General features: G+C 68.2%; 13 protein-coding genes. 5 read left to right on the top strand and 8 right to left on the bottom strand.

What is annotated here, in order from left to right:
• Positions 1-382: 382 nt before the first annotated feature.
• From sigJ to LGT36_RS08235, 4 genes are all read right to left on the bottom strand, one after another.
• Positions 383-1,303, bottom strand: a complete 921-nt coding sequence (sigJ, locus tag LGT36_RS08250; protein ID WP_226095908.1) for an RNA polymerase sigma factor SigJ — start codon at positions 1,301-1,303, stop codon at positions 383-385.
• The gene (locus LGT36_RS08245; protein ID WP_226095909.1) at positions 1,300-2,109 is read right to left on the bottom strand and encodes an SDR family oxidoreductase; all 810 of its coding nucleotides are present in this window, start codon (positions 2,107-2,109) and stop codon (positions 1,300-1,302) included. The genes sigJ and LGT36_RS08245 overlap by 4 nt, the downstream gene beginning before the upstream one ends.
• A 74-nt stretch (positions 2,110-2,183) precedes the next feature.
• Entirely contained in the window at positions 2,184-3,683 is a 1,500-nt protein-coding gene (locus tag LGT36_RS08240; RefSeq protein ID WP_226095910.1) for a phosphatase PAP2 family protein, read from the bottom strand.
• Positions 3,684-3,776: 93 nt separating this feature from the next.
• Positions 3,777-4,118: a DUF2200 domain-containing protein gene (locus LGT36_RS08235; protein WP_226095911.1), complete on the bottom strand. Its 342-nt coding sequence runs from the start codon at positions 4,116-4,118 to the stop codon at positions 3,777-3,779.
• Positions 4,119-4,158: 40 nt separating this feature from the next.
• Here LGT36_RS08235 and LGT36_RS08230 point away from each other — a divergent pair, with 40 nt between their 5' ends.
• From LGT36_RS08230 to deoC, 4 genes are all read left to right on the top strand, one after another.
• Positions 4,159-4,641 carry an NUDIX domain-containing protein gene (locus LGT36_RS08230; protein ID WP_226095912.1) on the top strand — a complete coding sequence of 161 codons (483 nt, stop codon included), beginning with the start codon at positions 4,159-4,161 and terminating at the stop codon, positions 4,639-4,641.
• A 156-nt stretch (positions 4,642-4,797) separates the two neighbouring features.
• The gene (locus LGT36_RS08225; protein WP_226095913.1) at positions 4,798-5,286 is read left to right on the top strand and encodes a hypothetical protein; all 489 of its coding nucleotides are present in this window, start codon (positions 4,798-4,800) and stop codon (positions 5,284-5,286) included.
• Positions 5,287-5,303: 17 nt separating this feature from the next.
• Entirely contained in the window at positions 5,304-6,371 is a 1,068-nt protein-coding gene (locus tag LGT36_RS08220; protein ID WP_226095914.1) for an adenosine deaminase, read from the top strand.
• Positions 6,372-6,390: 19 nt separating this feature from the next.
• Entirely contained in the window at positions 6,391-7,083 is a 693-nt protein-coding gene (deoC, locus tag LGT36_RS08215) for a deoxyribose-phosphate aldolase (RefSeq protein WP_226264465.1), read from the top strand.
• A gap of 310 nt (positions 7,084-7,393) precedes the next feature.
• Here the strand turns inward: deoC and LGT36_RS08210 are convergent, their stop codons facing one another.
• Together LGT36_RS08210 and LGT36_RS08205 are read right to left on the bottom strand one after the other, a co-directional pair.
• Positions 7,394-9,103: a phospho-sugar mutase gene (locus LGT36_RS08210; protein ID WP_226264432.1), complete on the bottom strand. Its 1,710-nt coding sequence runs from the start codon at positions 9,101-9,103 to the stop codon at positions 7,394-7,396.
• A 2-nt stretch (positions 9,104-9,105) separates the two neighbouring features.
• Positions 9,106-9,900, bottom strand: coding sequence for a purine-nucleoside phosphorylase (locus tag LGT36_RS08205; RefSeq protein WP_226095305.1), 795 nt, complete (start codon positions 9,898-9,900; stop codon positions 9,106-9,108).
• A gap of 121 nt (positions 9,901-10,021) precedes the next feature.
• Here LGT36_RS08205 and LGT36_RS08200 point away from each other — a divergent pair, with 121 nt between their 5' ends.
• Positions 10,022-11,422, top strand: a complete 1,401-nt coding sequence (locus LGT36_RS08200) for an NAD(P)H-quinone dehydrogenase (RefSeq protein ID WP_226095306.1) — start codon at positions 10,022-10,024, stop codon at positions 11,420-11,422.
• A gap of 4 nt (positions 11,423-11,426) precedes the next feature.
• Here LGT36_RS08200 and efeB read toward each other — a convergent pair whose 3' ends face one another.
• Together efeB and efeO are read right to left on the bottom strand one after the other, a co-directional pair.
• Positions 11,427-12,704: an iron uptake transporter deferrochelatase/peroxidase subunit gene (gene efeB, locus LGT36_RS08195; protein ID WP_226095307.1), complete on the bottom strand. Its 1,278-nt coding sequence runs from the start codon at positions 12,702-12,704 to the stop codon at positions 11,427-11,429.
• On the bottom strand, positions 12,704-13,861 hold the full coding sequence (gene efeO, locus LGT36_RS08190) for an iron uptake system protein EfeO (protein WP_226095308.1): 1,158 nt from the start codon (positions 13,859-13,861) through the stop codon (positions 12,704-12,706). The genes efeB and efeO overlap by 1 nt, the downstream gene beginning before the upstream one ends.
• Between the last annotated feature and the right edge of the window lie 20 nt (positions 13,862-13,881).

Below are 13,881 nucleotides of genomic sequence, written 5' to 3'. Positions count from 1 at the left end.
GTGAAACCAGGCTGCGAGCCACGGCGCGCCAATGCGGCCAACTACTGGGCAGTGATCTCGGTGTCCTGCGCGCGAGCGGCAAGATGCCGAACACGGTTCGCCCGAACGGCGGCACCACGATCACCGCGCGTGACGCGAGGGGTTTGCCACGGGCGCGATTTGTCCAGGTGGGCGGGTGGGCACGGACTACACCTATGACGTGGCGGGTCGGGCTTCCACCCGCGCTATCACGGCCAGGTGAAGAAGGAACGTGGGTTGCGCTTGCTGCGCCGGTTTGACGACGGCAAGTGGACCGGGGTACTCAGGAGCGCGCGCGACGCCGCGTTTGCCGAAGCCGATGACCGCTACGAGGCGCTCGCCGTTGGCGCGGCAAGAACGAGTCTTACCCGGCCATGTCCCTAAACCACCCGTCGCCCGCGGCATAGACAGAGCGCAACTTCTGGGGGTTGCGCATCACGTTGAACTCCGTGATGCGTCCGCCATGCGTCTCGATGGAGTACACGCTGATCTCTTGACCTACTCGGAACAGGACGCCCGCCCGCCCATCGACGCGGGCGAGCGTGACCTCAAGCGCGTGGCCCCTACGCAATGCTGCGGCCCCGAACCCAGCGAGCATGGCACCCACGCGCGCCTTGCCCGTCACCGGCTTGCGGGTCGCCGTCACCAGGCCGCCCCCGTCGGAACGGAATGTCACGCCCGGTGCAAGAGTCTCCACCAACGCCTTGAGGTTGCGGCCCTCGCACGCCTCCGCGAAACGCGATACGACAGCCATGTGGGCGGCAGGGTCGGACTCGTATCGCGGTGCGCGCGCACTCACATGGCCGCGACCGCGCCGTGCCGCCTGACGCACAGCGTCGGCGTTCTTGCCCACCACCCCGGCGACGTCTTGAGACGGCATCCCAAACACGTCACACAACAAGAACGCGACCCGCTCCACCGGCGACAACTGCTCGAGCACCACCAGCAACGCCGTCGTCACCTCATCCGACTCGATCGCGGCGTCCGCGGTGCCGTCCCACCGCTCGACCCGTGGTTCCGGTAGCCAGGTACCCACGTAGTCTTCGCGCCGCCGACGTGCCGTCCGCAACTCGTCGAGAGCGACCCGCGACGCGGTGGTGGTGAGCCATGCACGGGGGTCGGCGATGCGCGCGTGGTCTTGGCGCGCCCACCGCAACCACGTCTCCTGCACGGCATCGTCGGCGTCGGCCACGCTGCCAAGGATTGAATACGCGAGGCGGCCCAGCCGTGGGCGCTCGGTCTCGAAGATGTCAGAGGGGTTGACGCTCACGGAGTGCTCGTTCACCGCTCAACCTCCTTGCGCTCTCGCCCATCAAGCCAGGATACGAACGATGTGCCTGTCAGCGTGGCGGCGCCAGGCCTGGGCGTCAGCGCGCCGCCCTTGGCGGCGCCCATGCCCAGCAGCGGAAGCCGCAGCGGCAATGCGCTATACCCGAGGGCACTCGCGTGCATCCTGGCCGCAGCGGTGAGCATCAGCGAGTCCGGTCCAGCAATATGAATGATCTCGTCCATCGAGCCAGACTCGATCGCGTCGAGTATGGCCCGCGACGCCGCGCCCGCCTCCACCGGCTGAAGTGGCAGCGGAGCGCGCGGTGAGATGCCGACGCGACGTGCAGCCGTCAGCAACTTGTCGACGAACTGGTGAAACTGTGCGACGCGCAGCGTCATGCTACGGCCGTCCCACTCGCGGAGAATCCGCTCCTGTTCCACCTTCGCCTTGTAGTAGGCGCCTGGGAGGGCTTCGCAACCGATGATGGAGGGCAGCACGACGAGCGGCCCGCCTGAGGAGGTGTGGGGCCGGGCACTGCGGACGGCATCGAGCGTTGTCCTGAGCCCTGCACACATCGCGTGGCGCGGCGCGCTGGTGGCATTGACTGCGTAGATCACCACGTCGGCGCCAGCTACGGCGTCGGCGACGCCCTGTCCCGTGGTGATGTCGAGGCGCACTCGGGTCGCTCCGTCAAATCGAGCGTCGTCGATGTCGCCCGTATGGCGCGCCGCAACCGTGACAGTGTGCCCGCGCAACGCGGCTTCACGGGCGAGAGCCGAGCCCGCCATCCCCGTGCCTCCAAGAATGCTGATGTGCGACATGGTGCTCCTCCGTGCTTCTTACTTGCCTTTCAAAGGAGACGGAGCAAGGGCACTCACTGTGACATGCGCAGGTATCAGGTGGGGCGCTGCGGGGGAGCCACAAGCAATAGCCGGGCCGCCGCGAGCAGCCACAGCGCACCCAGGACGAGACCGCCCACCGTGTCGAGCACGTGGTGGGCGCCCAGCATGATGCGCCCCACCATGATCCCTCCCACGATCGCGCCAAACGGCACGAGCGTTGCCCAGCGCCAGGCGGTCCGCAAGTACCTGATAGCGAGCGCGCACAGCGCGCCGTACACCGCGACCGCAGCGGCGACGTGACCCGAGGGGAAGCTTCCGCCTTGCGGCAGCCCTGAGGTGTAGTCGGTATCGAGTGGGCGCGCACGGCCGACCACTTGGCTCGTGATCGCGTAGAGCGCCAACTCGCCGGTGACCACGACCAACACGAACACTGCCGGACGCCAGCTCCCGCGGTAGGCGAGGCTCAGCGTCACTCCGGCGATGACCGCTGCCACGATGCCCCACGTGCCGGAGAGGCTGCCGATCGTGTGAGCCGCATCGACGAGTGCAGGGGTCTGGAGGTCGAGGACCCACTGAGTCACGCTCACGTCCCATGCTTCGACGGAGTTCTCTCCGGAGCCACCAAAGGCAGCGAGTCCCGCTGCGGTGACGACCGCCGTAATCGCAACGAAGGTGCCCGCGAGAAGCCACACGGAGCGCCGTCCTTGGGGCAGGACTGCCTCCCGCGTGGGAGCGAGCCGTAGCCCTAGCGTCGGCCGTTCTCCCAGGCCCGCCGGCTCGACGGGTTCGTGGCGGTATCGCAACCACCGCCTGAACGCCGCCGTCATGGCGGCGAGCCACAGGGCCCCAAGCGCCCAACCCGCGATGACGTCGGTCACAAAATGCACACCGAGGGCAAGGCGAGTGAAGCCGGTGAGGATGATGAACGAGACGGCGGCGAGCGCGAGCGCGGTGCGCCTGGACGGCCTGACCACCGACAGTGCGACCAGCGTCAGAGCGCCCCACACCACCGTGGCCGACATCGCGTGGCCGCTAGGAAAGGACGCATTGCTGGGAAGTTCGGCGAGGGGGAGAGCAACGTCAGGACGCACGCGCCCCACGTACTCCTTGGCGATCGGCGTGAGGATCGCGAGCCCCAGTGCCGTGAAGGCAAGGTAGGCGGCGAGCCGGAACTGGCGTCGTACCAGCATGAACACCACGGCGATGCCCAGGATGAAGCCCGCGGTCGCGCCGCCGCCCACCTCCGTCACATACTTGAGCACCGTCACGGCAAAGGGGATGTCGCTAAAGAAGTCGTTGAGCCTGGCCGCCACGCCAAGGTCGAGCCTGATCAGCGGTTCCCACTCCGCCTGCACCAGGGTCATCAACACCAGGAACGGCACCGCCCCGCCGAGCACTCCGGCCAGCCCCAGTGCGGCGAGTTGTGTGAACCGATGCCCCTGCGCGAGCGAGGCGTCGGCGGGGTCGACGTGTTCGGCCACGGAATCGCCCGCCTCGGCCGCCGCGCGCTCTTCGATCGGTCTCTTGGCAGATGTGCGTGATGGACTTTGCACGATGCCTCCCTACCCTTTAAGGGTCGGCAACGCGTCACGGCGCGGGAACCTTCCCCGGCGAGGGCCCAGGCGGACGACGCAGGTGGCGGCGGATTACCCCCGCAGCACCTTCTCCATGGCCTTGCCCCGCGCGAGCTCGTCCACCAGCTTGTCGAGGTAGCGGATCTTCTGCATGAGAGGATCGTCAATCTCTTCGACCCGCACCCCGCAGATCACGCCGGTGATGTCAGCGGCGCGCGGGTTGAGCGTGGCATCGGCGAAGAACTCCTCGAACGTCGTGCCCGCCTCCAGATGCCCGGCGAGGGCAGCGCCGTCGAAGCCGGTCAGCCACTCGATGACCTGGTCCAACTCCGCCTGAGTGCGTCCCTTGCGCTCCACCTTGGTGACGTAGAGCGGGTAGACCTTGGCAACGGGCATGGCGAAGACTTTGTGCATACCGGCGAGCGTAGCCCGCGCGCGGTTCTAGGGTGGGGTCATGCCCACGCCGGACTTTGTCCTCGACCTGCGCGCCAAGATCGGCCACGACCTCTTGTGGCTCACAGGGGTGACCGCCGTGGTGCTGCGGGACACGCCATCGGGAGACCGTGAGGTGCTGCTGGTCAAGCGCGCCGACAACGGAGCCTGGACTCCCGTCACCGGCATCGTCGATCCCGGCGAGCAGCCAGCCGCCGCCGCGGCAAGGGAGGCACTGGAGGAGGCCGACGTCGTCGCAGCGCCTGAGGCCCTCAAAGCGGTGCGCTCCCTGCCGCCGATGCAATACGCCAACGGCGACCGCTCGCAATACCTGGACCTCACCTTTCGCTTTCGCTATGTCAGCGGTGAGCCTTGCCCGGCCGACGGAGAGAATTCTGAGGCCGCGTGGTTCCCGCTGACCGCGATGCCGCCCATGTCGGCCGACATGACCGCGCGCGTTCAAGCGGCGCTCGAGCCGGGGAACGACTGCCACTTCCAGGCCTGACACCTTGGCGCTACCTCAGGCATGACGGCGGGCGCTGCACGGGCACGACGCAGCAGAGCAGTAACCTCGTGGTGTGACCAAATCAACACCCCCAAGGACGGGGATTCCCCCGCACCGGCTCGCCGCCACGGGCGTCGCCGCGACGGGGCAGGGGCGATGACGGCCACCGACGTGATGGAGACGGTCCAGGCAAGGCTCAAGAGCACGCGTGGCTGGCTCGCGGCCTCCGTGGTGCTCACCGGAGCGATCGCATGGCTGGCGGTCGCGTGGGCATCCAACAGATCGCTGGAGCACTCGGGGCACTTGGGCGTCGTGGGCGTGTCGCTGGCGCTTGGTTGCGGCGAGGTCGCGTACCTCGCGTGGCACAACTGGACGCATCGGGAGCGCGGCATTGCCGTCGGGGTGGCTGTTGCCGCGAGCGTCGGCTCCCTATTGATACTCGGCGCGGCGTACGGAGGCGTCACCGCGCAGGACTTCTTCGCTTGCGCCGCCGGCGTCGGCGTCTTGGGCATGTCAACGGCAGTGGGTCTGTTTGGCATGTACCGGTCGACGGGGAAGTCGAGCCCCGCGACGCTCGCAGGGATGTTCATCGTGATGGGTCTCGCGTACTTCGCGTCGATCCTGTGGGGAGCCGTTCCGCAGTAGCGCCGTACGCTTGACCCATGACGCTCACCACCCCAGAGATTCTCGCCCTGCCCAAGATCCTCCTGCACGACCACCTCGATGGCGGTCTGCGCCCGTCGACACTCATCGAGTTGGCAGGCGAGATCGGGCACGAGCTGCCCTCGACTGACCCTGACGAACTGCAGCGGCTGTTTGTCGAGAACGCCAACTCTGGCGACCTGGTGCGCTACCTCGAGGCGTTCGCCCACACCACCGCGGTGATGCAGACGGCCCAGAACCTCACCCGCATCGCGCGCGAGGCCGTGGTCGACCTCGCGAACGACGGCGTCGTCTACGCCGAACTTCGCTACGCGCCCGAGCAGCACGTCGCCGGCGGTCTCAGCCTCCAAGAGGTGGTCGAAGCCGTGCAATCAGGCATCGAAGAGGGCATCGCCGAGGCGGCGGAAGCGGGACGCGGTATTCGCGCCGCCGCCCTGCTCGACGCCATGCGTCACCTCGACCGCTCCTACGAGATCGCGGAACTGGCGATCGCCAACCGCGGCCGATGCTGCGTCGGCTTCGACATTGCCGGACCCGAGTTCGGCTTCCCACCCTCGAAGCACCGCGAGGCCTTCCAACTGCTGCGCGAAAACCACATGCCCGTCACCATTCACGCTGGCGAGGCCGACGGCGCGGCTTCCGTTGGCGAGGCGCTGGGGCTTGGCAGCGCACGACGCTTGGGCCACGGCGTCCGCATTCACGAGGACATCGAGAACTTTGGCACGGACGAGGAGCCGGTGTTTGGCCTGATCGCCCAGCACGCTCTCGACGAGCAGATTCCGCTCGAGTGCAGCCCCACCTCCAACGTGCAGACCGCGGCGGCGACGTCCATCGAGGACCACCCGATGCATGAGCTGCGCGACCTCGGCTTCGCGGTCACCATCAACACCGACAACCGCCTGGTCTCCGGCGTGTCCATGTCGGGAGAGTTTGAGGCGCTCGTGGGAGCCGGGTGGACCAAGGAGGACCTGTTCGAGGCCACCTTGGTGGCGGCCTGGGGTGCGTTCCTTCCGTATCACGAGCGTGCCGACCTGGCAGACAGCATCGTCGAGGGTTTCGAAGGCTGAACGGACGTAGGCTGGTGCCATGACTCTTTCGCGTATGGAACTGGCCCGGCTCGTTGACCACACTCTGCTCAAGCCCGAGGCAACCCCGGCCGACGTTGCAGCTCTGGTGGCCGAGGGCGCGGAGTTGGGCGTCTACTCGGTGTGCGTCTCGCCGTCGCTCATTCCCGGGTCGGTGCCGGACGGGCTGCTGATTGCGACCGTGTGCGGCTTCCCCTCTGGCAAGCACACCTCAGCGGTGAAGGCTGCGGAGGCGGGTGAGTCCGTGGTGCTCGGTGCGCACGAGGTGGACATGGTGATCGACATCGGTGCTGCGCTCGCGGGCGACTTCGCGGCCGTCGAGGCCGACATCGCGGCCGTGCGCGCCACCACGCGCGGCGCAGTGCTCAAGGTCATCATTGAGTCCGCGGCCCTCACCGACGACGCCATTGTGGGTGCGTGCAATGCGGCCGTCGCCGCCGGTGCTGACTTCGTGAAGACGTCCACCGGGTTCCACCCTGCGGGTGGCGCCTCCGTTCACGCTGTCGCTCTCATGCGCGAGACTGTGGGCCCCGACATCGGCGTCAAGGCGTCTGGCGGGATTCGCACGGCCGACGCTGCGCTTGCCATGGTCGAGGCGGGGGCCTCGCGCTTGGGGCTCAGCGGCACGCGCGCGGTGCTCGACGGCCTTGACGGCGCTGAGGCGTCGGAAGCCGCTGGCGGCGACTCCTATTAGGCCCCTGAACGGGTACTAAGCCCCGAGCAGGGCCTCGACGTCCTTGCCAAGGCGGCCATGGCGTCGGCCGCGCGCCCGCGTCCGGCCCTGCCCGCCGCGTCATTCTGCCCGCCGTCAAGAACTCACTACCAGGCTGACGTTTGGTGCGTGAGCCCCGCTCACTCAGCGGCGGCCGTGTCGGGCCAGTAGTGAGTTCTTGACGGGGGTGCGAAGGCGGGTGCGGGCACGGGTTGGGGGCACGGTTGCGGGTTGACGGGTGCGGCGATGTCGGCCGCGGCGGGGGCAACGCCCCGCGCACCGTGGCGGGTGTCTAGGCGCCCAGTAGGGCCTCGACGTCCTTGCGCAAGGCGGCCATGGCGTCGGCCGCGCGACCGCGAGCAGAGCGCACGTCTCCCGCGTCCACCACCTCGATCACCTCGAGGTAGGCCTTGACCTTCGGCTCGGTACCAGATGGCCTGATGATGACGCGCGCGCCCGATTCAGCCGCGAGGTGGAGACCGTTGGTGGGCGGCAGCCCCGCGAAGCCCTGGTTCATGTCGTCAGTGCCCGTGACGGGCGAGCCGGCGAGTTGCTCGGGGGGCGACGCCAGCAGCTTCTTCATCAACGCAGGGATCTGCGAGACATCATCAAAGCGCGCGGACACCTGGGACGACAGATAGACGCCGTACTGGCGGGCGAGGTCGTCGATCGCGTCGGCGAGAGTGCGGCCAGAAGCCTTGAGCTCCGAGACCATCTCGGCCATGAGCACCGCGGTGGAGACGCCGTCCTTGTCGAGCACCAGCTCAGGCGCCACACAGTAACCGAGTGCCTCCTCGTAGCCGTACAACAACTGCGGTGCACGCGAGATCCACTTGAAGCCCGTGAGGGTGTTCGCGTGGGCGAGGCCATGACGCTTCGCAATGGCGGCCAACTGTTGTGAGGACACGATGGAGTTCGCGAGCGTCGCCTGCGGTTGCCCGGCGTGGGCCGCGGCCACCCTTTCGCCAAGGAGCGAGCCGACTACGTCGCCATGCAGCATGCGCCAGTCGCCATCGATGACGGTGGCCACGGCACAGCGATCGGTGTCGGGGTCGTTCGCGATCACCACGTCGGCGTCGATGGTGGTGGCAAGCTTGAGCGCGAGGTCGATCGCGCCCGGCTCTTCAGGGTTGGGGAAGGCCACGGTGGGGAAGTCGGGGTCCGGCTGAGCTTGTTCTGGCACCGATGTGAGGTCGGTGAATCCCGCCAGGCCAAGCGCCTGGCGCACCGTCGCGTCGCCGACGCCGTGGATGGGTGTCAGCACCACCTTGAGCTCCGTGCGCCTCGTCGCCACGTCCCCTTGCGGCGCGGGCACGAGTGCGGCGACCTTGGCCGCATAGTCGTCCACGACACTCGGCGAGAGCACCTCCCAGCCGGACGTTGCCCGCTGCACCCCTGCGACCGCGTCGACCGCCTCGATCAACTTGGCAATGCCGGCGTCGTGCGGGGGAACGATCTGCGCGCCGGGCGCCTCCGGCGTGATGGACGCGCCCAAGTAGACCTTGTAGCCGTTGTCCCACGCTGGATTGTGCGACGCGGTGACCATGACGCCGGCGTCGGCACCCAACGCCTTGATCGCGTACGCCAGCACGGGTGTGGGAAGAGGCGAGGGCAGCAGTAGCGCCCTGTGGCCGGCGGCGACGGCCACGGCGGCGGTGTCGTGAGCAAACTCGGCGGAGCCGTGGCGGGCGTCGTAGCCGACGACGACGGTGCCGGGATGCCCAAGCTGCGCCGTCACGTAAGAGCACAGTCCGGAGGCGGCGCGAATGACGACTGCACGGTTCATCCGATTGGGGCCGGCTCCGAGCCGCCCGCGCAGCCCCGCTGTGCCGAACTGGAGAAGACCCGACATGCGATCGGCCAAGTCGGCCGCGGCGTCGGCGTCGCCTGCCGCGACCGCTTCGAGCACCTGCGTGAGTTCGGCACGCGTGGCGGGGTCGGGGTCGTCCTTGAGCCAGGTGGTCGCCGCTACCGCGGCGTCGTCGATGTCGGAGACGTCCATAACTACATCTTCCCCACAATGTCCGCCAAGAGGCGAGAGATACGCGGGGCGGCGGCCGTGCCTGCTTCGAGGACCTCTTGGTGGTTGAGGGCCTCGGTGCCGATCCCTGCGCCAAGGTTCGTCACGAGCGACAGTCCGAGTACCTCGAGTCCCGCCTCGCGCGCGGCGATGACTTCGAGAGCGGTCGACATGCCCACCAGGTCGGCGCCAAGAATGGTGGCCATGCGTACCTCGGCAGGGGTCTCGTACTGCGGGCCGGTGAACTGGGCGTAGACGCCCTCGATCACGTCAGGGTCGACGGTGCGGGCGAGGTCGCGGAGTCGCGGCGAGTAGGCATCTCCCATGGGCACGAAGGTGGCGCCCTCGAGCGGGGTCGCGCCCGTCAGGTTGAGGTGGTCCGAGATGAGCACCACCGAGCCCGGGCCGACGTGCGGTCGAGTGGAGCCGCAGCCATTGGTGACCACCAGTTGCGTGCAGCCAGCCGCTGCCGCCATGCGCACCGCATGGGCCACCGTCGCCGCGTCCCGCGACTGGTAAAAGTGCTGGCGGGCGCCGAGCACCAGCACCCGCTTGCCGCCAGCCGTGAGGAGCGAGCGGAAGGTCGAGTGATGGCCGGCAACGGCGTGGCCGGTGAACCCTGGAATGTCCGATGCTTCGACCGACGCCACCTCGTCGCCGATCAACTCGGCGGCGCCGCCCCAGCCGGAGCCGAGGATCAGCGCGAGGTCGTGGGAGGGGACGCCGGTGCGGTCGGCGAGCAGGGCAGCGGCTTCGGCCGCGAGAGCGTGTGCAGACATGTCACGAGCGTATCTCCCCGCTCGCATGGGCACGGTGCGGTCGGCCGTGGTGGACGCCTTGGTCTCGAAGGGTCGCTCACCCGCCTGGCGAGCTCGTTACAGACAGTGGGACCATGGTCCCATGGTGAGTGTTGTGATTGTCGGTGGAGGTCCTGGCGGCTACGAGGCCGCCTTAGTCGCGGCGGCGGCCGGCGCGGAGGTGACCCTCGTCGAGCGGCAGGGCCTTGGAGGGAACGCCGTGTTGACGGACGTGGTGCCATCCAAGACGGTCATCGCCACCGCCGAGTGGCTCACCATCGCCGACCGCGCCGGGCAATTGGGCATCCGTGACGCTCAGGGCAATGACACGACAGGCGCTGGGCACCACACTGTCGATCTTGGCGCGGTCAATGAGCGGGTCACGCGGCTGGCCGCGCGTCAAAGCGCCGACATTCTCGCGCGGCTTGAGCGGGAAGGGGTGCGAGTTGTGACGGGCACCGCCGCTTTGAGGTCGCCGTCGACGGTCGCCGTCGATGGAGTCGACTACACGGCCGACGTTGTCCTCCTCGCGCTCGGTGCCCGGCCTCGCGTCTTGCCTTCGTCCCCGCCGGACGGCGAGCGCATCCTCACGTGGACGCAGTTGTACGGTCTCGACACCATGCCGGAACACCTCGTCGTGGTCGGCTCAGGCGTGACCGGTGCCGAGTTCGCAGGCGCTTACCTCACGCTGGGCGCCCAGGTCACCCTGGTCTCGTCGGGGGAGCGCGTACTTGCGACCCAGGACCCTGAAGCTGCCGCGCACGTGCAGGAGGAGTTCGCGAGGCGCGGCATGACGGTTCTGGGCGGGGCGCGCGCCGCTTCTGTCGAGGCGAACGCCGACGGCGTGCGGGTGTCGCTCACCGACGGTCGCGTGATCGAGGGCTCGCATTGCCTCATGGCGATCGGCTCGGTTCCCAACACTGAAGACGTGGGCCTGGAGAGCGCGGGTGTCGAGGTGGACGCCAAGGGCTACATCGCCGTTGATCGGGTCTCCCGCACGAGCGCGCGCGGAGTCTACGCTGCGGGGGACTGCACCGGCGTGCTCCCGCTCGCGTCAGTGGCGGCGACCCAGGGCCGCATCGCGATGGCGCACGCGCTGGGAGACGCCGTGACTCCGATCGAGTTGGGGGAGGTCGCCTCGACAGTCTTTACGTTGCCAGAGATCGCGGCCGTGGGGGCCACAGAGCAGGAACTCACAGATCGCGGCATCTTCTTCGAGGTGTCAAAGCTGGACTTGGCACGCAATCCTCGCGCCAAGATGCTGGGCATCGACAGTGGATTCGTGAAGATCTTCGGCCACACGGTGACTGGCCAGATTCTTGGCGCCGTGGTGGTGGGGCCGCGCGCTGGAGAGCACATCTTCCCCCTGACCCTGGCGGTCGCTCACCACCTCACGGTGGACGACGTCTCCTCCGCCTTCACCGTCTACCCGTCGCTATCAGGCACGATCGCCGAGGCGGCGCGCCGACTTCACTCGATGACAGAGAAGTCCGTGCGGCGCTGAGGCGCTAGGCGAACAGCGATTCGCCGATGTAGGCGCCGTTGTTGCCGAGGGGGGAGCCGGCCGCGACCCCTGGTGGCACCGCGAAGATTGCCGAGCCGACGGCCCGTACGTACTCCACCGTCATGGCGTCAGACGACGAGATCGCCGTCTGCATCGGTACGTACTGGGTCGCGGGATCGCGCACAAACGCAAGGAAGAACAGGCCAGCGTCGAGACGGCCGAGGGCATCGGCACCGTCCGTGTAGTTGTAGCCGCGGCGCAACATCATGGCGCCGGCATTTGCGCTGGGATGCGCGAGAGCGACGTGCGCGTCCGAGCGAATTAGCGGCTCGCCTCCCGCACCCGGCCGCGTGAAGTCGGGCTCTGTGAACTCGTTGCCCCCAGAGAGCGGTGCCCCCGAGCCCTTGGTGCGCCCCACGAGCGCCTCCTGTTCACCGAGCGACGCGCGGTCCCAAATCTCGGCAAGGATGCGCAGTTTGCGTGCGACGAGGTAGGTGCCCCCCGCCATCCAGTCCTGGCCATCGCCCCGTTCGGCCCACAGCCACCGGTTGACGTTGTCGGAGTCCTCGGCCTTGAGGTTGCGGGTGCCATCCTTGAAGCCCATCAGGTTGCGGGGCGTGTCCTGGGCGCGAGTCGTTGACGACGTGCGCCCGAACCCGAGTTGCGCCCACCGCACAGAGGCGATGCCAAAGGCGAGGCGCGAGAGGTTGCGGATGGTGTGCATCGCGACTTGCGGGTCGTCGGCGCAGGCCTGCACGCACAGGTCGCCGCCGGTGAGTCGCTCCTCGAGCGTGTCGCCAGGGAAGTGAGGCAAGTCGATCAGCTGAGCAGGCCGTTTGTTGGCGATGCCGAAGCGGTCGACTCCGTCCTTGGAGAACAGGCCTGGCCCAAAGCCGAAGGTAATGGTGAGGCCAGAGGCAGGCAGGCCGGTGGCGTCACCGGTGTCGTCAGGAGGAGCCAGCGGTGAACCGCCCGCGATGCCGGTGCCAAGCTCGGAGCCCGTCATCAGCACGGAGGCCGCCTCAGACCACGAGCGCAGCAGGCCGATCAGCGCGTCGCGGTCGTCCGTAATGACGTCGAAGGACGCGAAATGCATCCGGTCCTGCTGGGGCGTGACGATGCCGCTTTGGTGGTCGCCATGGAAGTCGTAGTGGCGCAACTGCATCGGCGAGGCCGTTGCCCTGCCGGTGGCGAAGCCGGCGCCCGCTAGGGCTGCCGCTCCGACCGCCACCCCGGTCCCGCCGAGAACGGCGCGGCGGGAGACCCCATGACGCTCGCTCATCAGCCGATCGCAGCGGCGGTGAGGTGCGACAAGGACTCGCTGAGCGCCTCCACCAGGCGGGACAGTTCGACCACCTGGTCATCGGTCAACTCGGAGTAGTTCGCGAAGCCGTCCTCAAGCGAGCCGTACTGGGCCAACTCGGCGTCGAGCGCAGCGAAGCGCTCCTCGATCTCGGTGCTGAGGGTTGCGTCGGTAAGGTCAGCGGCGGGCTTGAGCACCACGTAGGCCTCCCAGGCCCCGTCGAGGTTGGCGCGGAAGTCCCACAGATCGGTGCCGGACCAGATTTCTTCCTCGCCCGTGATCTTCCCAGTGGCGACCTCGTCGAGCAGTTCCTTGGCGCCGTTGCCAATTTGGAAGGCCTCGAAGGTGAAGTCGTCGGCGTTCACGCGGGCGGACAGCTCGGCGGTGTCGGCGACCAGTTGGTCGGCGAGCGCCTGGCGCTCGTCGACGGACAGGGCGGCGTAGTCGAGCGGAGGCCACAGGTCCTTCTCCATCGCGTGCCAGCCGGTCCACTGCTCGCCCTCCGCGAGGTCTGCCTCGCGCAGGTCCATGCTCGGGTCGAGGTCGCCGAACGACTCGGCGACTGGCTCGATGGCCTCCCAGTGAATGCGGGCTGGAGCGTAGATCTCGCGGGCGGCGTCGTCGTCACCCGCGGTGTACGCGGCGACAAACTCATCAGTCGCGATCACGAGCGCGGCGACCTCCTGTTGCACATACGCGCGGTAGGTCTGGGCGGCCTGGTTCAGCAGCGCCTCGCGTTCCTCGTCGACGGGGACGTCCGACTCTGCCTCGGTGACGGTAAACGCGACCGGCACGGCGTCGGCGTTGTCGGACTCGCGGCACGACGTGAAGTAGCCGCCGGCAGCGACCTGAACGGTGAGGTCGCGGGTCAGGCCCGGCCCGATGTTCTCGACCTCGGAGACGATCGACGAGCCGTCCGATGCGAGCAGGTAGAACTCGGTCGCGGCAGATCCCTCGTTCTCAACGGAGAAGACCAGCGTTCCAGCGGGAGCCTCGGAGCTGGACAAGGTGCAGCCGTCGTCTGTGGCCGTCACGGTCACCGAGTCGGCGCCACTGGGCGCGTTCGGGACGCAGCCAGCGAGGGCGACGACGGCACCCGTGAGGACGAGCGAGGGCAGAGCGAAGCGGGCGTTCATGGGGTGAGGTGATCCTTAAG

This window comes from Demequina sp. TMPB413, from assembly GCF_020447105.2.
In the GTDB taxonomy this organism is placed as follows: domain Bacteria; phylum Actinomycetota; class Actinomycetes; order Actinomycetales; family Demequinaceae; genus Demequina.
The sequence above is the reverse complement of the archived record's forward strand: the minus strand, read 5'-3'. Positions and strand labels throughout refer to the sequence as shown.